This window comes from Xanthomonas dyei, from assembly GCF_002939865.1.
GTDB lineage: Bacteria > Pseudomonadota > Gammaproteobacteria > Xanthomonadales > Xanthomonadaceae > Xanthomonas > Xanthomonas dyei.
In genome coordinates this window covers 57359-81197 of record NZ_MDEE01000002.1, presented here as the reverse complement: position 1 = coordinate 81197, position 23839 = coordinate 57359, and the positions used below count along the sequence as shown (strand labels likewise).

At 66.3% G+C, this 23839-nt stretch carries 13 protein-coding genes and 3 other RNA genes; 7 read left to right on the top strand and 9 right to left on the bottom strand.

Annotation, left to right across the window (positions count from 1 at the left end; all coding sequences use genetic code 11):
* Window positions 1-54: 54 nt before the first annotated feature.
* Genes XdyCFBP7245_RS02910 through glgA form a run of 6 tightly spaced genes read right to left on the bottom strand, consistent with a single transcriptional unit; the run spans window position 55 to window position 10367 of the window.
* The gene (locus tag XdyCFBP7245_RS02910) at window positions 55-240 is read right to left on the bottom strand and encodes a DUF2934 domain-containing protein (protein WP_039424237.1); all 186 of its coding nucleotides are present in this window, start codon (window positions 238-240) and stop codon (window positions 55-57) included.
* A gap of 24 nt (window positions 241-264) precedes the next feature.
* On the bottom strand, window positions 265-2868 hold the full coding sequence (treY, locus tag XdyCFBP7245_RS02905) for a malto-oligosyltrehalose synthase (RefSeq protein WP_104614314.1): 2604 nt from the start codon (window positions 2866-2868) through the stop codon (window positions 265-267).
* Window positions 2865-4796 (bottom strand): 4-alpha-glucanotransferase, encoded by a 1932-nt coding sequence (locus tag XdyCFBP7245_RS02900; protein ID WP_104614313.1) that lies wholly within the window; start codon window positions 4794-4796, stop codon window positions 2865-2867. Before XdyCFBP7245_RS02900 ends, treY begins: the two co-directional genes overlap by 4 nt.
* Entirely contained in the window at window positions 4793-6550 is a 1758-nt protein-coding gene (gene treZ / locus XdyCFBP7245_RS02895) for a malto-oligosyltrehalose trehalohydrolase (RefSeq protein WP_104614312.1), read from the bottom strand. Before treZ ends, XdyCFBP7245_RS02900 begins: the two co-directional genes overlap by 4 nt.
* Window positions 6551-6552: 2 nt before the next feature.
* Window positions 6553-8787: a 1,4-alpha-glucan branching enzyme gene (locus XdyCFBP7245_RS02890; RefSeq protein WP_170068475.1), complete on the bottom strand. Its 2235-nt coding sequence runs from the start codon at window positions 8785-8787 to the stop codon at window positions 6553-6555.
* The gene (gene glgA, locus XdyCFBP7245_RS02885; protein WP_104614311.1) at window positions 8784-10367 is read right to left on the bottom strand and encodes a glycogen synthase GlgA; all 1584 of its coding nucleotides are present in this window, start codon (window positions 10365-10367) and stop codon (window positions 8784-8786) included. The genes XdyCFBP7245_RS02890 and glgA overlap by 4 nt, the downstream gene beginning before the upstream one ends.
* A 485-nt stretch (window positions 10368-10852) precedes the next feature.
* Here glgA and XdyCFBP7245_RS02880 point away from each other — a divergent pair, with 485 nt between their 5' ends.
* Both XdyCFBP7245_RS02880 and XdyCFBP7245_RS02875 read left to right on the top strand, forming a co-directional pair.
* Entirely contained in the window at window positions 10853-12481 is a 1629-nt protein-coding gene (locus XdyCFBP7245_RS02880) for a GGDEF domain-containing protein (protein ID WP_104614310.1), read from the top strand.
* A gap of 75 nt (window positions 12482-12556) precedes the next feature.
* Window positions 12557-12633: non-coding RNA, sX9 sRNA (locus XdyCFBP7245_RS02875), on the top strand.
* A 4-nt stretch (window positions 12634-12637) separates the two neighbouring features.
* Here XdyCFBP7245_RS02875 and XdyCFBP7245_RS02870 read toward each other — a convergent pair.
* A complete protein-coding gene (locus XdyCFBP7245_RS02870; protein WP_104614309.1) occupies window positions 12638-14014 on the bottom strand; it encodes a glycoside hydrolase family 10-like protein in 1377 nt (458 codons plus the stop codon).
* Window positions 14015-14269: 255 nt separating this feature from the next.
* Between XdyCFBP7245_RS02870 and XdyCFBP7245_RS02865 the strand changes: the two genes are divergently transcribed.
* Window positions 14270-14346, top strand: a non-coding RNA gene (locus XdyCFBP7245_RS02865) — sX9 sRNA.
* A 14-nt stretch (window positions 14347-14360) separates the two neighbouring features.
* Here XdyCFBP7245_RS02865 and XdyCFBP7245_RS02860 read toward each other — a convergent pair.
* Entirely contained in the window at window positions 14361-15302 is a 942-nt protein-coding gene (locus XdyCFBP7245_RS02860) for a DUF808 domain-containing protein (RefSeq protein ID WP_104614308.1), read from the bottom strand.
* Between the two features lie 255 nt (window positions 15303-15557).
* Between XdyCFBP7245_RS02860 and XdyCFBP7245_RS02855 the strand changes: the two genes are divergently transcribed.
* The 3 genes from XdyCFBP7245_RS02855 to XdyCFBP7245_RS02845 all read left to right on the top strand — a co-directional run bounded on the left by XdyCFBP7245_RS02855 (window position 15558) and on the right by XdyCFBP7245_RS02845 (window position 20083).
* Window positions 15558-17282 (top strand): ABC1 kinase family protein, encoded by a 1725-nt coding sequence (locus XdyCFBP7245_RS02855; protein WP_104614307.1) that lies wholly within the window; start codon window positions 15558-15560, stop codon window positions 17280-17282.
* 459 nt (window positions 17283-17741) lie between these two features.
* A non-coding RNA gene (locus XdyCFBP7245_RS02850) (sX9 sRNA) lies at window positions 17742-17821 on the top strand.
* A 153-nt stretch (window positions 17822-17974) separates the two neighbouring features.
* Window positions 17975-20083, top strand: a complete 2109-nt coding sequence (locus XdyCFBP7245_RS02845; protein ID WP_104614306.1) for a phosphoglycerol transferase I — start codon at window positions 17975-17977, stop codon at window positions 20081-20083.
* A gap of 121 nt (window positions 20084-20204) precedes the next feature.
* On the opposite strand, the gene XdyCFBP7245_RS02840 is transcribed toward XdyCFBP7245_RS02845, so the two are convergent.
* Window positions 20205-22628: a DUF3772 domain-containing protein gene (locus tag XdyCFBP7245_RS02840; protein WP_104614444.1), complete on the bottom strand. Its 2424-nt coding sequence runs from the start codon at window positions 22626-22628 to the stop codon at window positions 20205-20207.
* A gap of 287 nt (window positions 22629-22915) precedes the next feature.
* Here XdyCFBP7245_RS02840 and XdyCFBP7245_RS02835 point away from each other — a divergent pair, with 287 nt between their 5' ends.
* Window positions 22916-23257, top strand: a complete 342-nt coding sequence (locus tag XdyCFBP7245_RS02835) for an HPF/RaiA family ribosome-associated protein (protein WP_055853941.1) — start codon at window positions 22916-22918, stop codon at window positions 23255-23257.
* The last annotated feature ends 582 nt before the right edge of the window (window positions 23258-23839 follow it).

Sequence of the window (23839 nt, the reverse complement as noted above, 5' to 3'; positions counted from 1 at the left end):
GTGCACGCGTGCATGAGCAGGCAGCACAACCCATGCAAGGTGGCAGACACCGCGTTACTGGCGCGCAGTGATCGGCGTGGCCGCGTGCTCGGCGGCCTGCTCGGCCGCGCGTTCTTCGGCATCCACCAGCCGCTCGGCCATGGCCCAGTGGCGGTCCGCATGCCCGTCCGGGCGGCCTTCGGCCTCCCAGATCTCCTGTGCCAACTGGCGAAGCCGCGCTTGCCGTTCCGTGTCATTCATTGCGTACAGTTGCCTCAAGGTCGATTACGGGATCAACAACACTGCCACTGGCGCACGTGCAAACACCGTGGATAGCGCCACGCGGCCGCGCTGCGGCTGCAGCGTGCTGCCGTCGAGCACATTACGGTATGTGGCGTCCGGCAATGCCAACGACGCCTGACCCCAATTGGCCGGCGGCACCAGCAACGGCAGATCGCCGTCGCTGTGGGCGCCTGCGCCCAGCCGGGTAACCGCCACCACCAACGACTGGCCGCGATACTGACGACGGAACGCCAGCACCTGCGCAGCGCCGCTGACAGCAACGTTCACTGGCTGGTAGTCGCCCTTCGCAAATAGCGCCGGATGTTCGCGACGTAGTTGTAGCAACAAAGCGGTGAGGCGCGCCTTGGCTGCGCCATCGCGCCAGCTGCGCAGCAAGGTATTGAAGTCGCGCGCCTGCTGCAGCCACTGCTGCCGCTGTGTGTAATCCACCGGGCGGCGGTTGTCCGGGTCCACCAGCGACAGATCCCAGCCTTCGGTGCCCTGATACAGGTCGGGCACACCGGGCACGGTCAGGCGCAAGGTAGTTTGCACCAGCGAATTACGCGCACCGGCGGCGGCGATATGGTTGCTGGCGCGTAGCAGCGCGCGGCGCAGCGGCAGCCCGGCGCGGCTGATCAGCACCTGCTCCACCGTCGCCTGCACGGCCTGTTCGTACTCGGCAGAGCCGTCGGTCCAGCTGGTATGCAACTTGGCTTCGCGCACCGCCTTGAGCAGCCACTGCGCCACGCGCTCGGCATAGGCGGCGAGCGGCTCGGCCTGATCGGCGCCCAGCCCGATGGGCCAGGCCGCCACCAGCGTCTGCCACAGCATTTGCTGGTCGCCACCGGCCAGCGCCGGCGAATCCAGCGTTTCGGCCAGGGCGTCGAACTGGGCGCTCTGCTCGACCCACCACTTCGGCTGCTCGGACAGCACCGCCAACCGCATGCGCAGGTCTTCGCCGCGCTTGTGATCGTGGGTGGCAGTGGCCAGCAGCGCGCGCGGATAGTGCTTGGCGCGCTGCTGATTCTGCGCGTGGAACTCGGCGGCCTCGTTGGCGAAGTGGGTCGGATGGCTGCCGACCTCGTTGCGCGACAACAGCACGCCGTGCCGGTAGAACGCGGTGTCTTCCACGGCCTTGGCATTGAGCGGTGCGGACAGCTGCTCCACGCGGCGGCGCAGGATGCGCCGCAAGGCGATCTGCGCGCGGTCGGCACCGGCATCGTCCAGCAACCAGCGCTCGATGGCGTCGACCGCTGCAACGATCGACTCCGGCATGCCCTCGCGAGCACGCGCAGCGGTGGTGCGCAGCCGCTCTGCCTCGCTGCCGGTAACGCCCTTGGCACTTGCATAGGTGCGGTACACCGGGAACCAGCGCAGCAGCACGCACAGACCGCGTGCCAGCATCTGCGGGCTGAACTCGCGCGTGGGCGGGTCCAGGCGTGCCAGCGCCGACAACGCACCCACGGTACGATTGAATTCGGTCTGCAGCGGACCACGCAGGATTTCATCGCGGGCCGCGCGTTCTTCCTGCGCGAAGTCGCCACTGCGTCCGCTCACGCGTTGCCAGGCACGCGCCAATGGTTTGAAGCCGGCCGCGTCGTGCAACACGCCGCCGACCTGGTCCATGAAGTCGTAACCGGTGGTGCCATCGCAGGGCCAGTCGGCCGGTAGATACTCGCCGGGGGCGAGGATCTTTTCCAGATACAGGCCCAGCGTGCCGGGCTTGAGCCCGCGCGTGCGCCCGGCTGCATCGAGCCGGCTGCGCAGCTTGCGCACGTAGCCGGTGGGGTCGGTGAGCCCGTCCACGTGATCGATGCGCAGGCCGTCCAGATGCCCTTCGGCCACCAACCGCAGCGGCAGCGCATGCACCGCATCGAACACCGCCGGCAGCTCGACCCGCAACGCCACCAGCGAGGTGATGTCGAAGAAACGGCGGTAATTGAGCATGTCGTTGCCCACCCGCCACCAGTTCAATCGATACGGCTGGCGTTCGATCACCTTGTGCAGGCGGCCATCGCCACGTTTGGCACCGTCGTTGTAGTCGCGTAACCACTGCGCCCGTGCGGATGGTTCCGGGATCTCCAGCGTCTGCGGACGGATCGGGTAACGCTGGTCGTAATGCGCCAGCGCGGCACTGCCGTCGTCCTGGATCACCAGCGTGATCAAGCCGTCGGCCAGCGCGGTGGCGTACGGGCGGTCCAGCACTGCCAGCCACACCTTTCCATCGCGGCCCGGCGCACGCCAATCGATATCGAACCAGTCGGCATGCTTGGCGCTGCGGCCGTTGCGCAACACATCCCACCACCAGGCGTTTTGCGCCTGGGTGGCCATGTGGTTGGGCACGATGTCGGCGATCAGACCCATGCCGTGTTCGCGCGCCGCCTGCGACAACGCGATCAACGCCGCTTCGCCACCGAGTTCCGGGTTGACCACGGACGGGTCGATATTGTCGTAGCCGTGCGTGGAGCCCGGCACCGCAGTGCCGATCGGCGACAGATACAGATGACTGATGCCAAGGCCAGCGTAGTACGGCACCTGCGCAAGCGCATCGTGCAAGGTGAAGCCGGCATGCAGCTGCAGGCGGGCGGTGGCGCGAAGATCGATCATGACTGTGGTTCCGAAACGGCCGCGACGCGACGCGCCTCGGCAAAGCCCTGCAGCGCCGTGGTCAGGCGCGCATGCGGCAAGGGATCGGGCAGGCGTCGACGCCAGTTGGGATGGACTTCGACGGTGCCCGGCAGATTGGGTTGTTCGTCCAGCGCCAGTGCGTCTTCGGCCGGCAGCAAGGCCAGCGGCGACACGCTGCTGGCGGTAAACCGCAGCGCACCCAGCAGCGCATCGTCGCTGGACAGGCCGACGTGCTCCACCGCTGCATCCAGCCGCGCGACATCCTTGCTGCGGTGGTTTGCGTCGTCGCTTGCTTGCTCAGGCTTGATCAGCGCGAGCTTGCGTCGCCAGTCGATATCGCGGCCAGCGCGCCAGCCGGTGAGCGTGGGCAGATCGTGCGTGGTGGTGGTGGCCACCGCATCCGGGCGCCACAAGCCGGGCGCAATGAATGCACCATCTTCGTCGCGGGTGAACATCAGCACATCGATGCCCATCACCCCGCGGCGCGAGAGTTCTTCGCGGATGCCCGGCGGCACCACGCCCAGATCTTCGCCGATCACAATGGCGCGATGGCGCCACGATTCCAGCGCCAGCAGATTGAGCAGATCGTGCAGCGGGTATGCCAGATACGCGCCTTCGTTGGAGCCGGCACCCTCGGGTACCACCCACAACCGCAACAGGCCAAGAATGTGATCGATGCGGATCCCGCCGCGATCGCGCAGCACCGCGCGTAGCAGCGCGATGTACGGCGCAAACCCGCTGCGTCGCAAGGCGGTGGGCGAATACGCACCGATGCCCCAGTGCTGGCCATCGGCATTGAAGGCATCCGGCGGCGCGCCCAGCACCAGGCCACGCAACACCGTCTCTGCGGCGGCAGCGGCTTCGGCACCGTTGGGGTCGAAGCCCACCGCCAGATCGGCGATCAGTCCGATCTTCATGCCGCGCTCGTGCGCTTCGCGCTGCGCATCGGACCAACTGCGCGCTGCCAGCCATTGGGTGAACACATGCAGCTGCGGATCGTTGTCGCCGTAATCCTGCGCGGCGAAGCGTGCGAATCCGTCCAGCGCTGCACCGCCTGCAGTACGGAAGGCGAGCAGATCGGCATGATCCGGCGCCACGCGCGCGTGCAGATGGCGCAACAACTCCCACTTGGCCTGCGCCGAGGCCGGCCAATCGATCAATGCATTGGTGTGCAGCGTATCGAAGCGCTGGCGCAGGCCTGCGATCTCGTCGATCGCCTCCAGCGCCAGTTCGCCCAACACGCGGACCGGTGCGGCATGCAAGGGATCGAAAAAGCGCCGGTCGCTGGGCGAATACGGGCTGTAACCGCCGGTGATCGGGCGCGAGGCATGCACCGGGCTCAGTGCCAGCGCATCGGCGCCGGCCAGCGCCGCGTGCCGCAGCCACTCGACGGCACCGGCAGCGTCGCCGATGCCGCCATCATCGAGGCTGCAGGCCGAATACACCTGCAGCGCCATGCCCCAGGCACGCGGCGACGGCTGGCCGCAGGCATCGGCCACGCTGAAACAGCGTTGCGGCGCGACTGCCACCTGCTGGGTCAGCGCACCGATCTGCAGCGTCCAATAACCAAAACGCTGCGGTGCAAGCAATTGCCCCTGCGCATCCGCACGTGCTTCTTCGCTGCTGCCGCTGTCATCGGTCCAGCGGCCACTCGCATTGGCGGCAACGCGCAACGGCAACGGCGCGCCCACCTGCACGGTGAGCAGCGCGGCCGGTTCGTCTGCCTGCGCCTTGCAGCGACGCAGGCTGTCTTCGCGTTGTGCGGCAGTGGCCGATGGCAGTTCGAGGGCGGTCAATACCGCCTGCACCGACTGCTCGGAGACCTGTCGCGGTTGGTCGCTGGCGTCCACCCACTCCACCATCACCCCGGCCGCGGCGGCCAGGGTGTGCAAGGTGTTCGTGCTCATGTGCGGTCCTCGTGCCAGGCGATGAAACTGTCGACCGGCAACTGCTGCGCGGACGTCTCCACGTTTTCGGCAAATGCCACCCGCCCACGCAGCGGCGGCAGCGGCACGGCCGCGCGGCCGACGTTGAAGGCGATATGCCACAGCCCGCCCGGCAGCTCCCAGGTGGCGGTGAGCGCGCCATCGGCCAGCACGCTGGCGCTTACCGCACGCGCGTCGGCAAGACCGGGCACCAACCACTGGCGACGCACGGCGAGCAGCGCAGTGAACCACGCTGCCCACTGCGCGCCGTCGCCGTGCGCCGCATCGTCGATCGGCGAGCGCGAGGCGGCGAAGGTGGCATGACTATTGGGGTCGGGAATGGTGGCGCGCTGCGCCTCGTCGGCGAACGCGGCAAAGTGCGCGAACTCGCGACGGCGGCCTTCGCGCACCGCCTCATCCAGCAGCGGACCGAAGTCGGTGAAGAACAGGAACGGCTGCGTCGCACCCCAGGGCTCGCCCATGAAAAACAGCGGAATCATCGGCGTCAAGGCGGTCAACGCCAACGCTGCGCGCAAGCGCGGTTGCGATACCAGCACGGTCAGCCGCTCGCCACGCGCACGGTTGCCGATCTGGTCGTGATTCTGCGCAAACACCACAAACTTGTAAGGCGGCAACGCACCACTGGGCTCGCCACGCACGTGACCACGCGGGTCCGGCTCGCCCTGATATGCAAAGCCTTCGCCGAGCACACGCGCCAGATGCTCGGTGGGCTTGTCGGCGAAGGCGGCGTAATAGCCTTCGGCCTCGCCGGTCAGCAACACATGCAGTGCGTTGTGGAAATCGTCGTCCCACTGCGCGGTATAGCCGCGTTGCAGTTGCGAGGCCTGGTTGGCCTCGTTTTCCAGCACCAGATGCACGTGGCGGCCAGACGGCAGGCTGGTCTCCACGGTCTGGCGCAAAGTGTCCAGAAACGCATTGGGCGTGATCGCATGCACCGCATCCAGGCGCAAGCCGTCAAAGCGGTATTCGTGCAACCACATCAATGCGTTATCGAGAAAATAGCGCTGCACCGGCGGCTTGTGGAAGTCGATGGCCGCGCCCCACGGAGTGGGCTTGTCTGCATTGAAGAACGCGCCGGCATAGCTGTGCAGGTAATTGCCGTCCGGGCCGAAGTGGTTGTAGACCACGTCCAGCAACACCATCAGGCCGTGGCCGTGCGCGGCATCAATCAACGCCTTGAGGTCGTCCGGTGTGCCATAGGCGTCGGCCGGCGCATACGGCAGCACGCCGTCGTAGCCCCAGTTGTGCGCACCGGGGAAGGCGCTCAACGGCATCAGCTCGATGGCGGTGATGCCCATCGCGGCCAGCTGCGGCAACTGCGCCTGCACGCCGGCATAGCCGCCGCAGGTGCCCACGTGCAGCTCATAGATCACCGCCTCGTCCCACGGACGGCCCTGCCACTGGGTGTTGCGCCAGCGGTAGCAGTCGGTGGGCTGCACGGCGCTGGGGCCGTGCACGCCATCGGGCTGCCAGCGCGAGGCCGGGTCCGGCACCGGCTCGCCGCCATCGACGCTGTAGCGATAGCGCGCAGTTGCCGCGCAGGCCAGGGTGGCGGTGAAGAACCCGTCCTGCCCGGCCTGCAGCGCGCTGCGCGTACCGTCGTCGAAGACCACTTCCACGCGCGTTGCGTCCGGTGCCCAGAGCGCGAAGCGCACCTGTCCCTCACCCGCTGGCCATGCGCCCCAGGCCGGGATGATGTCGTTGCGCTGGTTCATTGTTATTTCTCCGCTTGCAGGTAGATCGTGGCCAGCGGCGGCAGGGTCAGGCGCAGACGTTGCGTATGCCCATGCATGCCCATCGGCTCGGTCGCAAGAGGACCGCTGTTGCCGAGGTTGCTGCCGCCGTAGTGGGCACTGTCGGTGTTGAGGATTTCGCGCCAGATGCCGGCACGCGGCACTCCCACGCGGTAGTCGTGCTGCGGTTGCGGGGTGAGGTTGCTCACCGCCAGCAACGGCGGCGCACCGCCTTCGGGATCGTGACGAATGAAGGCCAGCACGCTGTTGCGTGCGTCGTCGGCCACGCTCCAATCGAACCCCTCGGCGCGATGCGTGCCGCGATACAGCGCCGGCACGCGGCGCAAGGTGGCATTGAGATCGCCCACCAGTTGCTGCACGCCGCGATGCGGCGCGCCGTCGAGCAGATGCCAGTCCAACGACTGGTCGTGATTCCAGTCGCTCCACTGGCCGAATTCGGCGCCCATGAAAAGCAGTTTGTCGCCCGGATGCGCCCACATCAGCGCCAGGTAGGCGCGCAGGTTGGCGAAGCGGCGCCAGTCGTCGCCCGGCATCTGCCCAAGCAGGCCGCCGGTGCCATGCACCACTTCGTCGTGCGAGAGCGGCAGCACGAAGCGTTCGGAGAACGCGTACACCAGGCCGAAGGTGAGCTGGCTGTGGTGCTGCGCGCGCTCGGCCGGATCGCGCTGCATGTAGCTCAGCGTGTCGTGCATCCAGCCCATGTTCCATTTGTGGGTAAAGCCCAGACCGCCATCGCTGATCGGCGCGGTCACGCCAGGCCAGGCGGTGGATTCTTCGGCAATGGTCAGCACGCCCGGATGGCGCGCGGCAATCTCACGGTTGAGCTGGCGCAGGAACGCCACCGCCTCCAGATTCTCGCGGCCGCCATGCGCGTTGGGCACCCACTCGCCTTCGGCACGGCCGTAATCGCGGTACAGCATCGAGGCCACCGCATCCACGCGCAGGCCGTCGAGGTGGTAATGGTCGATCCATTCCAGCGCGCTGCCCAGCAGATAGGCGGTCACTTCCGGGCGGCCGTAGTTGTAGATCAGCGTATTCCAGTCGCGATGCATGCCTTCGCGCGGGTCGGCATGCTCGTACAGCGCGGCGCCATCGAACTGCGCCAGGCCGTGCGCATCGTCGGGGAAGTGCGCGCTGACCCAATCCAGGATCACGCCGATGCCGGCACGGTGGCAGGCATCGACGAACTGCGCAAAGCCATCCGGGCTGCCGTGCCGCGCGGTCGGGGCATACAGGCCCAGCGGCTGGTAGCCCCACGAGCCGCCAAACGGGTGCTCGGTGATCGGCAGCAACTCGAGATGGGTGAAGCCCAGTTCCTGCACGTAGGGGATCAGCTGCTCGGCCAGGGTGGTCCAGTCCAGCGGCTGGTTGTGGCCATCGCGGCGCCACGAGGCGGCGTGCACCTCGTAGATGGACATCGGCGCCGGCAATGCCTGCACCGCACGCTTTCCCATCCACTCTGCATCGGTCCACGCAAACGCGGCGCCGCCGGGCACCACCGAGGCGGTGGCCGGCGGCAGCTCGCTTTGGCGTGCGACCGGGTCGGCCTTGAGCAGCACACGGCCGTCGTCGGCGGTGATCGCGTATTTGTAGCGGGCGCCGGCTTCCACACGCGGCAGGAACAGCTCCCAGAAGCCGCCCAGACGCTGACGCATGGGATGCCGCCGCGCCTCCCAGCCGTTGAAGTCGCCCACCACTGCCACGCGCTGGGCGTGTGGCGCCCAGACCGCAAAGCGCACGCCCGGCACATCGCCGCAGCGCAGATGCTGTGCGCCCAGCGCGCTGCGCAACGCCTGCCCGTCGCCGGCGGCGATCTGCAGCAGCAGCGACTCGTCCAGGGTGGGGGCGAACGCGTACGGGTCTTCGATCTCCTGCACCACGTCAGGCCAGACGATGCGCAGCCGATACGGGCCATCGACCGCCAGCTCGCCTTCGAATACGCCATCGACCGCGCCGGCCTGCATGCGCGCCAGCAACTTGCCGCGTGGATCGATCAGGCCCATCGCCTCGGCGCCAGGTGCCAGCACCCGAACACGGCGGCGGCCATCGGCCTGCAGATGCGGGCCCAGCACCGCGAACGCGTCGGTGGGCGCTCCGTCGGCCAGCGCCTGCAAGGCAAGCGCGCTATCAGACACTCCTTCCGTGGTCACAGCCTCGCCTTCCGTTCCCTGCCCTTGCACGCCCAACCGTTCGCTCATGACACCGTCGCAAGCGCAGGTGCGGTTGCGGCGGTGCGTTCGTAAAGGGACAGATACTTCTTGCCGGCCACATCCCAGCCGCTGGGCCGCAGCATGGCCGCGCGACGCATCGCCGACAGCAGGCTGGGCAAGCGGAACGTGCGGAACGCGCGTTCCAGGCAGCGGCGCAGGGCCTCCACGCTGGCGTGCTGGAACAGGAATCCGGTGACGCCGTCGTCCACGGTATCGATCAGCCCGCCGGTGGCGTGTGCGATCGGCAGGCAGCCGAAGCGCTGCGCGTACATCTGGCTCAGGCCGCAGGGCTCGAAGCGCGACGGCATCAGCAGGAAGTCCGCACCGGCGAACATGCGCCGCGCCAGGCCTTCCTCGAAGCCGATGAAGGCACCGACCTGGCCGGGATACCGGCGGGTCAGCTCGGCCACCTGTTGTTCGATCTCCGGCTCGCCACCGCCGATCACGGCGATCTGGCCGCCGGCCGCCACGATCTGCGGGGCCACCTCGCAGATCAGGTCCAGACCTTTCTGATGCACCAGCCGCGACACCACCGCAAACAACGGCCCGGTGCTGTCGCGCAGCCCGAAGGCCTTGCGCACCTGGGCGGCATTGGCCTGCCGGCCCTGCCACTGGTTCACGCTGAAGTGCGCATCCAGGTGGGCGTCGGTGCGCGGGTCCCAGCTGGCGTCGATGCCGTTGACGATGCCGGTCAGCGCGCCCTTGGCGGCGCGACCGGCCAGCAGCCGGTCCAGCCCGCAGCCTTGCGCCGGGCCGGTGATCTGTTTGGCATAGCTGATGCTGACGGTGTTGACGTGGTCGGCATTGACGATGCCGCCACGCAGGAACGACATCTGCCCGTAGAACTCCAGCTCGGCCACCCTTTCGGCCGGGATGCCCAGTGCCGAGGCCATCGAATACGGCACCAGGCCCTGGTAGGCCAGGTTGTGGATGGTCAACAGGCACGGGGTGGTGCCGCCGGACCAACGCACGTAACCGGCCGCCAGCGCGCACGGCCAGTCGTTGAGATGCAGCAGGCGCGGCTTCCAGCCCAGGCCGGCATGACCGGCGGCAATCTGCGCGGCGGCATGCGACAAGGTGGCGAAGCGGATCGCGTTGTCTTCGAACTCCGAACCGCTGGTACTCACATACGGCGAGCCATCGCGTTCGAACAGTTCCTTGGACAGCAGGATGTAGATCGGCAGGCCATCGGACTGCACGATGCGGCCGATGTCGCAGGCCGGCAGCGCGGCATGCGCCAACACGCGGCCCACGATCTCCACCTTGCCGGCGCGCTCGAGCACCGCCCGATACCCAGGGATCAACACACGCACGTCGTAGCGGTGGCGCAGCGCGCGCGGCAATGCCGCCGCGACATCGCCCAGACCGCCGGCCTTGATGAAGTCGGCCATCTCCGACACCACGAACAATGCACCGCGCGTATCGGCCAGCGACACCGGCAATCGCTCGTGATGGCGAATGAACCGCCCGCGTGCATCACGCGGCCGCCCGCTCTTCTTCAGCGTGGGGATCATCGTGCTGCGCTCTAGGCGTGCAGTGCTGGCGTGAAGCGGCATCGTGGCAACCATCTAAACGTCCGTCGTAAAGTGGGTGGAGACGGAAAACGGCGAAGCGAAAACCATCGTCTGCCGATGTGGCCAGACGACATGCTGCGAATGAGGAGCTAGAACGACGCGCGTACTCCACGTCGTCCTTGGTGATGAATCTACACCCCGACCAAATAAAATATGCGTGAACATGTCCTGACTTTTCTGCGACAGCCCACATTCCTTTACGCACAATTGCGCATGTCTACAGGCATAAGCGATGCATTGCAGTGCGATGACATCCCCGCATCGGTGCATTGGCACTGAGATGCACCGAATGCGGGAGAGTGCGGCTGCGTTCGTTGTCATCTGTGTAACTTGTTCATGCCAGCATTCGTGTGCTGTCGCGCAGCGTGACGGCACGATTGGATGCATGCTGTGGAGTGCGCCATACGGTCCGGTCTGCTCAAGCGACCCGTGCGCGCGCCGATAACCAGCGATAGCACGTCGACCTTTCGAGACCTGGCATGACCGACCAGCCTGACCTTCCAAGCCGCCCGCGTGGCGGGCTGCGCCGTCTGTTGCCCTGGGGCGGCACGGACACCGCGCGCCCGGTCGCTGCGCTGCCGAGCGTGCGCGGCAGTGCGCATGCCGCGCCGGGGCTGGCGGCACATCAGCTGGTTCCCGCCAAGACCAAGTCCGGCGCGCACGATCCGGCGGCCGCCACCGCGCTGCTCATTCGCTTGTTTTCGCATGCCGCGCATCCCGAAGCGCTGTTGCTGGCGTTCGCCGAAGGCATCGCCAGCCTGCATGGCGAGCTCGGCGACATGGGCGTGCGCCTGAGCGCGGCCTATGCGGCCGGCGACTGGCCAGGCTACGGCCGCACCCTGCGCCAGCTGATCGACAAATACATCCGCACCATCGATATCGGCGACTCGATCGCCGAAGGCCGCACCGAAGCCGAACAGTTACGCGACCTGCTGCGGCATGCGCTGGGCAACGCCCTGGCCACCTTGCTGCAACGCAGCCCCGAACTGGCCGAAGAAGCCCAGACCCTGGCATCGGCCCTGCGCCACTGGCGCCCCGGGCATGAGCTGATCACGCTGGAGCAGCGGCTGCGCGAGCTCAGCCATCAGATCGGTCTGCGCGCCGACGATGCCAGCGAACAACAGAACCTGTTGCTCGGCTTGTTCGACCTATTGCTGGAGAACGTCGGCGAACTCCTGGACGATCGCAGCTGGTTGCAGGGCCAGATCTCGGTGGTGCGGCAGCTGTTGGCCGGGCCGCTGGACGTGGAATCGATCGAGCAGGCGCGCGGCACCCTGCGCGAGGTGATCTACAAGCAGGGCCTGCTCAAGCAGGGCATTGCCGATTCCAAAAGCGCCATGCGCGAAATGATGGTGTCCTTCGTCGACCGGCTCGACGGCATGGCCACCAGCACCGGCGAATACCACGACCGCGTTGCCGGCTATTCGCAGGCGATCGGCGACGCTCGTAGCATTCCCGACCTCAATCGCCTGCTGCAGGACGTGCTGCAGGACACCGCCGGCGTCCAGGCCCAGGCGCTGGCCGCGCGCGACGAACTGCTGTCCGCACGCCGCCAGGTCGAAGACGCCGAACAACGCATCGCCTCGCTCGAACAGGAACTCAACGCAGTCGCCGGACTGGTGCGCGAAGACCAGCTGACCGGCGCGCTCAACCGGCGCGGTTTCGAAGAACTGTTCCAGCGCGAAGCGGTGCGCACTCAACGCAGCGGCCAGCCGCTATGCGTGGCGATGCTGGACCTGGACGACTTCCGCCGCCTCAACGAAGCCCACGGCCACGCCGGCGGCGACGCGGCGCTACGCCACACCGTCGAGGTGGCCAAGGCGGTGTTGCGCACCACCGACGCCATTGCCCGCTTCGGCGGCGAAGAATTCGTACTGCTGCTGCCGGACTCGACCATCTTCGAAGCCAGCGCGGCGGTCATCCGCCTGCAACGCGCCCTGGCGCAGCGCTCCTTGCTGCACGAGGACGTGCGGATCTTCATCAGCTTCAGCGCAGGCGTGGCGCTGCGCCATACCGACGAAACCCAGGACGAGCTGGTGCGCCGCGCCGACCGCGCCATGTACGACGCCAAGGCCGCGGGCAAGAATCGGGTGGTCAGCGCCGATTAGAGCCGCTGACAGAACGCCCGTGCTGACCGCCAAGCCGGCGCGCTTGGTGCTTGGTGCTTGGTGCTCGGTGCGAGCATGGTCCACGCGTAGACGCCGGTTCTGAGCGCGACGTCCACACCCGGCCGACAACTGCTCGCTACGTTTTGTGGGCCGCTCTTAGCCCCCTTGCCACCGCAGCTTCAGGTAATCCACGACCTGCGCGGTCTGGGGCATGGCAAGGAATCCGTGGCGAAACAGCATGCATCCGCGTATCTGCGGCAAGGCAGCGTTGAGGTCCAACTGGCGGGCGATCTCAGGGACACCGCCTGCAACGGCCCAGTCCGGCTCCAATGCATTGGCGAGACCCACCTTGTATAACGCCATGCCGATGTAGAGCTGCACACGCCCGTTGCCCACGGTGTCGGCCCACCACCGCGCAATGGTGTCGTAACGCACGATTTGCCGTGCAAACGGCCAATAGATCTGCGGCACGATGTAATCGACGAGTTCTTCGCGCACCCAGCGTCGGGTATCGGCGTAAGCGACATCGAACGAGGGCGCGCCTGCCTGCGTGTCCGAGCCCAGCGGATCGTCCTGCCGATTGCGCCACACGCCTGCCGGGCTGACCCCGAAGGCCACGCGCGGCCGGATCGCACGAATGGTCCTGCCCACATCGCGCATCAATCGATAGGTGTTGTTGCGCCGCCAATCGCCCTTGTCTGCGAAGCCTGCTCCATGGCGCGCGTAGGTCTGTGCGTCGTCCAGTGGCGACTGGGCGGTTTCGCTGTAGAAATAATCGTCGAACTGCACACCATCCACGTCGTAACGGACAATCAGTTCCGCAACAACGGCACAGATCCAGCGGCGGACGGCGGGAATGCCTGGATCAAGCACCAGCCGGTTGGCGGCCACGCCCACCCACTCGGGACGATGCGCATACACGCTGGGCGGGGAATCGCCCGATGGAGTGGTCAACATCTCCAGCGTGGCCTGACTGATGTCGGTCGACACCCGGTAAGGATTGAGCCAGGCATGGACCTGGATGCCACGTGCGTGTGCGTGGTGGAGCAGAAACGCCAATGGATCGAAACCGGGGTCTTTCCCGAGCACGCCCGTCAGCACCGGCGACCACGGCAGAATCGCCGATCGGTAAAGCGCATCGGCACATGGCTTGACCTGGAAGACCAGCGTATTGAGATGCAGCGCTTCGGCTTGGTCGAGAATCGTCAGCAATTCCTGCTGCTGGACCATGACACGCGCAACCGGATCGGCCATCCGGGAGGACGCCGCACTTGGCCAATCGAGATTGAGCACACTCGCCACCCAGGTGGCCCGCATCGGCCCGCGTGTGGGCAGCGCGGCGTGCACCGGTGCGCCGGCCATGCTCGCCGCGATTGCCGCAGCTCCCAACCCCAGGAAGCGTCTGCGCCCGATTGCAGAGCACGCGCTGATCGATGCAACGTGCGCGTAGTCGTCCACCTGCACCGCGTCTACCTGCGTGACTGCGGGCGAAGAACCGCCTGCACTACCGAGACCCTCGATCATCTTCTGCATGCTGCGCTCCCACCTGATGTCTGCCAGTACGCGCCGGCCAGGCCGGCCAGGCTGCCGTCAGTGCCACCGCAGGCAGCGACGCAACCTGCACCTCGCACCCACGGCGTTCAAGCAGGTTAGCAAGCGTCACGCGCCAGGCGCAGGCGTGTGATCGCCAGCGTGCACGCCAGTTCGCTTGTCGCCTCAGCGACCAAGAGCGGCTAACAAAACCACTGTGCTCACCGCCCGGTGGATGCGGCCGGTACTCGGTGCGGCATGGTCCACGCGTACCCTCCGGTTCTGAGCACGCCGTCCACACCCACCTGACGATTGCTCGCTACGGTTTGTTCGCCGCTCCAGGACAAGATCAGTGCGCGGCCGTGTTCCCGCGCAGCTTCTGGAACCCGGTGACCACTCCCAGCACCACCGCACCGGCGACCACGCCGACCACCATGTTGCCCAGCGCGTCGACCAGCCAGCCCAGGCCGCCGGCCGACCTGGTCAGATCCTGCACGATGTGATGCAGCGCGGGGATGTTGTGGACCAGGATGCCGCCGCCGACCAGGAACATCGCCAGCGTGCCGGCTACCGACAGGAACTTCATCAGCCACGGCGCGGCCACCAGGATGCCGCGGCCGAGCGCCGCCAGCGACGCGCCCTTACGGGTCAGGTACAGGCCCAGATCGTCCAGCTTCACGATCGCCGCGACCAGGCCGTAGACCCCGATGGTCATCGCCAACGCAATCGCCACCAGCACCGTCACCTGCTGCCCGAACGACACGCCTGCGACCACGCCCAGCGACAGCACGATGATCTCCGCCGACAGGATGAAGTCGGTGCGGATCGCGCCCTTGACCTTGTCCTTTTCCAGCGCCACCACATCGACCTGTTCGTCGGCCAGCGCGCGGGTGCGCTCGGCATGCCGCTGCGCTTCTTCGTCGGCGTCGTGCAGGAACTTGTGCGCCAGCTTCTCTACGCCTTCGAAGCACAGGTAAGCGCCGCCGATCATCATCAGCGGCATCACCAACGGCACGTTGTAGCCGCGTCCGCGCAACCAGGCTTCCAGCGCGCTGATCGCCAACGCTGCCGGCACCAGGATCACCTTGTTGACCAACGAGCCCTTGGCCACCGCCCACACCACCGGTAACTCGCGGTCGGCGCTGACACCGGTCACCTGCTGCGCGTTGAGCGCCAGATCGTCGCCCAGCACGCCGGCGGTCTTCTTGGCCGCAACCTTGGTCAGGATGGAAACGTCGTCCAGCAGGGTGGCGATGTCGTCGAGCAGGGTGAACAGGCTGGCACCGGCCATGCGGAGGTCCTTCGAGGGTGGTCGTGCGTGAGTGAACGTGAATTCTCGCCGATCCCGCGCCCGGATTGGGTGATGGCAGGCCATTGCGCGGTCGTTGCGTGCCGTTGTCGGGCGATTGCCGGTATTGCCCACCCCTGGCCAGACACGCGCCAGCGCAGGCACCGGCAGCGCCCGCAACGCTGCCACGGCGCACCCGGATTCACCGGCTGACGACCCCGCGCTGGCCACACTCGCTGCTCGCATGACGCCCCGGAGATGGCCTTGAGTCCGAATGACCCGCACCGCGCACCGGCCCCGGCGACGCACTCGGCCGACCAGGCCGTGGTGGGCGGCATGAGCCGGCGTACGCAGATCCTGCGCCTGCTGCTGCGGTACCGCGGGTCGGGGGTGTTTGCCGGCATGAACCTGGACCCGGCCGCCATCAACGCGTACGAGGTGCCGGCAGAAGGCACCCCGGACCAGTTCGTCTCCGACCTGGAATCGCTAGGCCCCACCTTCGTCAAACTCGGCCAGATGTTGTCCACCCGCCCGGACATCGTGCCGCCGGAGTTCGCCACCGCGCTGGAGCGCATGCAGGAAAACACCAGCTCGGTGCCGGTGGAACGCATCCGCCAGATCATCGAAGAAGAACTCGGCGTGTCGGTCAACAAGGCGTTCTCGTTCTTCGACCCGGTGCCGCTGGGCTGCGCCTCGCTGGCGCAGGTGCATCGCGCCGCGTTGCGCGACGGCACACCGGTGGCGATCAAGGTGCAAAAGCCCGAAGTCGCCGCGCAGGTGCGCTCGGACCTGGATGTCCTCAAGAGCTTTGCCACCGCCGCCGACCGGCTCACCGGCATCGGCCGCCGCGTGCGCTTTGCCGACTGGCTGGGCGAATTCGGCAAGACCCTGCGCGCCGAACTCAATTACGAAGACGAAGCCGAAACCCTGGTGCGCTTCGGCAAGCATCTCAAGCCGTTTCCGTTGTTGTGGGTGCCGCAACCGATCTGGGACCTGAGCAGCCGCAAGGTACTGACCATGCAGCTGGCCGAAGGCGTGCGCGTGGACAAGATCTCCGGCCTGCGTCGCACCGAGCAGCCGATGGATAATTTGGCGGCGGAGCTGGTCAAGGGCTATCTGGATCAGATGTTCGTGCATGGCGAAATCCATGCCGACCCGCATCCGGGCAACCTGCGTGTGTTGCAGGACGGGCGGCTGGCCATCTTCGACCTGGGCATGGTGGCGCACGTACCCCCGCGTCTGCGCGAGCGGCTGCTCAAGCTGCTGTTTGCCGCCGTCGACGGGCGCGGCGAAGAAGTGGCCGAGGAGACCATCGCGCTCAGCACGCGCCTTGAGGATTACGACGAAGACCGCTACCAGCGCGAAACCGGGCAGATGATCGCGCGCTATGCCGCGCACGACACCACCTCCGAAGGCCGCGTGGTACTGGATCTGGTGCGTATCGCCACCGCGAACGGACTGCGCACGCCACCGGAACTGAGCCTGCTCGGCAAGACCCTGCTGAATCTGGAAGGCGTCTGCCGCGCGTTGTCGCCCAACCTGGACACGCGCCGCATCGTCGAACGCCACCTGCAGCATGTGATGCGCGCGCGGCTGAAAAAATCGCTGTCCGCCGCCAACCTGGCCAGCGAGGCGATGGAACTACAGCATCTGGTGCGCGAAGGCCCGCGCCGCATGTCCGAGATCCTGTCGCTGGCCGCGGAAAACCGCCTGCAGATGCGCGTCACCGGGCTGGAAGAATCGCATCTGATGGAAAGCCTGCAGAAGATCGCCAACCGCGTTGCGGCAGGCATCGTCACCGCGGCGCTGATCATGGCCTCGGCGCAGATGATGCGCATCGAAACCGGCCTGAAACTGTGGGGCTATCCGGCCATTGCGATGGTGCTGTTTCTGCTCGGCGTCGTGCTGGGCCTTGGCATCGTGCTCAGCGCACTGCTATTCGACCGCCGCGTACGCGCACGCGAAGAGCGCGGGCACAGATAGCGGCCGCCGAGTCAGCGCGCTACTATTCGACAAAGCCCCTCTCCCACCGGGAGAGGGGTTGAGGTGAGGGTACGTGGCGAAGCCGCTCATCGAGCTCACGCATCAAGCCTCGACGGTGTGACGCAAACCCCGCATCGCCCTCAACGACGCACTGACGCAAACAGACGCAAACGCTGCCGCTAACAGCATGACCGATTGCATCGATCAGTGAAGACCGAATCCGGCGTAATCGCCCGATCTCGATCACCCGCCGCCAGTCGTGGCCACGCACAGCAGATATGTCACGCACAGCGCATTGCCAAATTATCTTGCCAGCACCCACTGCGACTGCCGTGAATCAACACCGCACGCACCGCCCCATAGCACACCCAAAAAACACTCCATGCGGATGCACACACCCGCATCGAACAACGCATTAAGAGCGGCTAACAAAACCACTGTACTCACCACCAGGCGGGCGCGGCCTGCGCTCGTTGCGGCAACTATTCCTGTGCGCCGTCCACACCCACCTGACGACTGCTCGCGACATATTGTTTGCCGCTCTAAACCCACACCCCAAACGCAACAAACATTTCAGTCAGCTTGAGCGCGGCATAGTCCGTCACCCGAGTGTCACATTGCAGGTGGCGCACAGGACATGGCGAGCAAGGCGTCCGGAACGCGCTCGCATCATTCCCCCACGGACGTTGCGCATGCATTGGATGTTGGTGTTCTCGTTGTTGCTATTGCTGTGGCTGTTGGTCGCCTCACCGCGTCTGGCGTGGCTCAAGGCAGGCCTACTTTCGCTATTGTTGCTGCTGCTCAGCGCCTGGGGTTTGATCGACCGGCTCAGCGGCGACGGCATCAATGCGGCCACGCTGTATCACTTGCGCGCAGACATGGATGGCGCCGGGGTCAGCGACTTTTCCGGCTATATCGCCGTGTTCATCGGCATGCTGCTGCTGTCGTTAAGCCCGCTCATCCTGGTCAGGGTGCGCCGTTTCCGCCGCCCGCGCGGCGGCGGTGTGGTGTTCGGATCGTTCGTGGCCATGTTGTTGGTCAGCATCGTGGTGAGCCCGCTGTATCGCGATGGCAAACGCCTGTACTACCAGTTGCGCCCGGTCGATTACGCCACGGTGGTGCCGGAATATCAGCTGCCGCAGCAACCGCTGCAAAAGCGCAAGAACATCGTCTGGATCTACGGCGAGAGCCTGGAGCGCACCTACTTCGATGAGTCGGTGTTTCCGGGCCTGATGCCCAACCTGCGCGCGCTGGCCACCGAAGCGGTGGACGTACGCAATCTCAGTTCCACCGAAGGCAGCGGGTGGACCATCGCCGGCATGGTGGCCTCGATGTGCGGCGTGCCGCTGACCACCGCGCCGGGCGATGAAAACAGCATGGATCGCATGGGCATGTTCCTGCCCGAAGCGCGCTGTCTGGGCGACTATCTCAAGGATCAGGGCTACCGCAATCACTACGTGGGCGGTGCCGATGCCAGCTTTGCCGGCAAGGGCCGTTTCCTGTCCAGCCATGGCTTCGACGTGGTGGATGACGTGCAGCATTTCCGCGATAAAGGCGTGGCGCCCAAGCACTTTTCCGCATGGGGCGTGCACGACGACGTGTTGCTGGACGATGCCTGGGACAGCTTCCAGACCCTGTCGCGCGCCGGCCAACCGTTCATGCTGACCACGCTGACCATGGACACCCATCACCCGGCCGGCCACCTGCCGCTGGCGTGCAAGGGCCAGCGCTACGACAGCGCGCTGGGCGACATCGGTCTGTTGCATGCGATCAAGTGCAGCGACCGCTTGATCGGCGAGCTGGTGGCGCGTATCCGCAACAGCCGCTACGGCAACAACACCATCATTGTGATCGCCTCCGATCATCTGGCCATGCCGAACGATCTGAGCGATGTGCTGGCCAAACAGAAGCGCGAAAACCTGCTGTTGTTTCTCGGCAAGGGCATCGCGCCGCAACAGGTGCTCACGCGCGCAGGTAGCACGCTCGATTCCGGTGCCACGCTACTGCAATTGCTGGAGCCGGGCATGCGCAGCCTGGGCTTTGGGCGCTCGCTGCTTGCCAGCGATGCACCGCCCAGCGCCAGCGTCGCCGCCAGTCGCGACAGCGGCAAGGACTACCCGCGCTATCTCGCCTTTGCACGCACGCTGTGGACCGGGCAACGCACCCGCATGCTGCGCGTCAACGGCAATGGCGATGTGGTGGTGGGCGTGCAACAGGTGCGCCCGCCGGTGCTGCTCGAATACGACGAAGACACCCATCTGAAAACCGTGTACCTGGAAAACACCTCGCGTCAGTTCGACCGCACCCACAGCAAGGGCACGCTGGCCTATGTGGACCGCTGCACCGCATTCGAGGACGGCTCGGCCGACGGCGACTGGTGCGCGCTGGTCGTCGATCGTCGGCAACGCATGAAGCTCTACCGCGACCCGGACCTGACCCGCGGCATCGCCGTCGATGCGCCATTGGATGCCAGCCAACAAGGCCCGCGCCCGCGCGTGCGTCAGCCGATCATGCTCACCCAGTCCGCGCGCAAGACTGCTGCAGGCCGCTACATGCTCGAGCTCTACGCCAAGCGTCGCCCCACCCGCGCGTTCTGGGTGGAAGCGGTGTCGTCCGAACGCAAGCTGGTGCTGGCCCAGCAATGGGTAGTGCCCGATGCCGCCGGACGCATCCGCATGCCGGTGGGCCTGGAGCATGCGGTGGAGGATCTGGAAATTCGCGCCTGGCTCGACTACACCGAAGAGGTCAGCGTCGACGACCTGGCACTGGTCAAGGACACCCCGGTGGCCGACCGTTCGTAAGCCAGCATTGCTGCCAAACGCGTTGGCCTCGCAGGAGCGGGCTGGCATGCGCTGCAGGCTTACCGGCGATATCCAACACGCGCCGGCGCACTCCTACGTCACGTGGGACGCACACGCCGTATCACTGCTGCTCTGACAACGCGTCCTCGCCACTGTCGCGCGCCACCGCCACCCCGGCACGACTGAAACGGATTTCCTGCGGCGACTGCAGCGCGACGCCTGCACGCTCCATCCGCTGCAGCAACGCAAAGAACAACTCGCTGCGCACGCCATACGAATCGCGCGGACTGCTGACATAGGCGAACGAATTGAAGTTGACGTACCCACCGGCCAGCGAGTCGATGAACACCGATGGCGCCGGCTCCGCCAACACCTTGGCATGCTCGGCAAACAAGCCCAGCAACATGTCGCGCACCTTCGCCACATCGGTTTCCAACGGCACCGAGAACTGCAGCTGCACCCGCCCCATCGGATTGGACAGCGTCATGTTGCGCACGCTCTTGGTGATCAACTCCGAATTGGGCACGATCAGGGTCGAACGGTCGCCCACCTGGATTTCGGTCGCACGTACGCTGATCTTGCGCACGTCGCCCTCCTGATCGCCGATACGCACCCAGTCGCCGATCTTGACCGGCCGCTCGGCCAGCAGGATCAACCCGGACACGAAGTTCTGCGTGATCGCCTGCAGACCGAAACCGATACCCACCGACAACGCGCTCAACACCAGCGCCAAGCGCTTCAGGTCCAGACCCAGCGCGGTCAGCCCCCACACCACCACCACCAACCAGCCCAGATAGCGCGCCACCGTGCTGATCGAGTTGCGCGCGCCGGCATCGAGCTCGGTCTTGGGCAGATAGGTGTTGAGCAGCCACTGTTGCACCACCTGCACCACGCCCAGGCCCAGGACGAACACCAGCAACGCGCGCAAGGCCGCCGCCGGTGTGATGGTGAGCTCGTCGCTGAGATAGATACCGTGCGAGACGTTCTCGGCCCAGCCGGTGACCGCCGAGAGATTGGCGCCATACGGCGTGATCAGGGCCGCGATTCCCAGCAGGATCAACACGACACGTACTACCGCGGACAGCAGCAGGCCCAACTGCACCAGCCGTCCGCTGCCCATGCCCGAGGCATGCGACAACGCGCGACTGAAGCGCCCTTCCGGATTGAAAACCCATGTGAGCAGGTCGTCGGCAAACACCACCAGCAAGCCGAGCAGACTGCAGATCAGCGTGATCCAGATGATCTGGCGCGCGATGAACAGCGACAGATTGAGATAGCCGAACAGTGCCGCCAGCAGCGACACGAGCACCGCCACATGCCCCAGCAGGCGGATCAGTACGATGACGCCGCCGCCACGCGAGACCACCGGTGGCGGCTCGCTGCTATCGGCGCTGGCGGCGCCGGCGCTGGCGGCGCGCGCGCGCAACGACAGGCTCAGGCCGGCCAGTGCCGAGAGGATCAGGCCGGCATACAACAATGCGGCCACCGCGTCGGTGGCGGTGGCGGCGGCGGCACTGGTACGCGCCACCTCGTTGAGCTTCATCGCCATGCCGCTGAACCAGCTCACCGCGGCGGTGGCCAGGCAATGCACGCGCAGCCGATCGACGGTGGCATCGTCCAGCGGGAACAACCGCCAGGTGGGTTGGTGCTTCATCAGCAGACTGGCGCTGAGCGAGCCGACGAAGGCCGCGATGAAGCTGATGAAGACAAACGCACCCAGCAACTCGTCCAGATCGGCCGGCACCTGGGCAATCGCACGCACGCTTTCGGCCAGCACCCATGCGGCCATACCCAGACTGAGCGTGCCGATCAGCAGAAACCACAGCGCCAGACCGGACCGTCGCAACCGCCCGCCCGGGGCACGCGACGCTGCGTAGCGCCGCCCCAGATGGCGCAGAAAGATGCGCAACGGGAAGGCCAGCAGCAGCGCGATCGCCACACCCGTCACCAGGCCGCCAACGCCGTTGGCAGCCGTGCCGGCACGCACCGCCTGGTCTGTATCGTCGTAAACGCCGCGCAGACGGGTACGGTCATCCGGCCATTGCTGCGCGATCTGCGCCCACAGTGCCGGCGACAGCGGTGAGGCAACGCGCGTGGACAGCTGCACACTGAAGAGCTGCGCGCGTTTTTGTTCCAGGCGGTCGGCAAGCTCGCGGGCTTGGGAATCGAGGAGATTGGCGCGTTTGAATTCTGCATCCAACGCGTTTTTTTCTTTCTTTAACGCTTCGCGCTGTTTTTTAAGGTCGGGCGCTTCGCCGTTCTGCACATCACCCAAACCGGCCAGCTGCGAACTGATTTGCTTGAGCGGTGGATCCAGCTGACGTGCAATCTCCTGCGCCTGCCGTTGGACGCCGACCACTGAGTCGGTCAGCTTGCGTAGACGGTCGGTATCGGCCTTTTCCAGCCCGGCCTCGCCCTGGTCAAGCACCTTCTGCGCGGTGTCCAGCTGCGTCTGGGCGCTCTTCAGCAATGTGTCCTGGTCCTGGGCGAACACGCCCCCGGCCAAGGCCAGCCACAACGCATAGCACAGCAGCAGGCGCAACAACACGCTGGAACGGGCAGACGGCACAAAACGCAATCGGGACACAGGCAGGCATCGGACAGGCGCAGAACCGCGCGGTGCCGGCATCTTAAGCCACCGCCCCCACCGTGCCGCCCGCCGCCGGGCCGGCAATTCATGCGGACGCAAGCGTAGCGTCCGGGAGGGTGCGACCACCCAGCCGACCAGTGCATGAACATCTGGCGGCTTGTCACCTTGCGGCAACACCGAGCTGTCGCAGAATCGGGTCACCGCTGCGGCAGACGCAGCGGATGACCGCGAAGGAGAACTCCATGCAGATTCAGATCCAGACCGACAAGCACGTGCCGCATGACCCGTCCGTCGTGCAACATGTCGAGAAAACCTGCACCGCCCAGCTGGCGCATTTTGCCAACGACATTACCCGCGTCGAAGTGCATTTGCGCGACGAGAACGGCCAACGCGGCGGCGCAGCGGATCGAACCTGCAGTATCGAAGCGCATGTCGCCGGTCTGCCGCCGATCGCCGCCACCAACAGCGCCGAAACCACTGCCTCTGCCGTCACCGGCGCCGCCCGCAAGCTGCGCACCGCCATCGAGCACGCGCGCGGCAAGCAGCACGCCAGGGCCACTGCGCCGGCACCGGATAGCCTCTGATCGCTTGCTGGGCAGGGCGACGCGCCCTGCCCTTGAGCGAGTCCAGCGTCGAGGCCTGTTCGGCACACCACGTTCCTCGATACCGATGACGTGGGAGCGATTGGCCACAGGCTTGGGCGCAGTCCGCAACGGACGCGCCGAGTGGCGCACTGGCGCAATCAGTGCGGGCTGTCAGCGCTCGCACCCCATGATATCGACGGACACCGGCGCTGCGGCATCGACGCCCGGCTCCAACGCAGTGCATCAGCGTTGCCGGCATCGAACGACGCGGACATTCGACACCAGCGCTGGCGGGCATGCAGCGCCAGCGGCGACGCAGAGGCACCATCGGGATCAGCGCTAAGGCCAGGCAATCAGCGCGCCTCCAGGGTGAGGTGCCACCGTAGTTTGTGGCTTCTGGCAGGATCTCGCGCCGCTCCCCTGTCCCCAGAAGAGACAATGGCCTGGCATGATCCGAGCGACCTCAGCGTTTCCAAGCTGGCGCGGCGGCGAAAGATGCGGATCACTCGCGTGTGCTTCTTTTTAGCCGCAACGCGCTGCCGAGGCGCCGTTGACGAGTGGTCTGGCCAGCGCCAAGTCGAG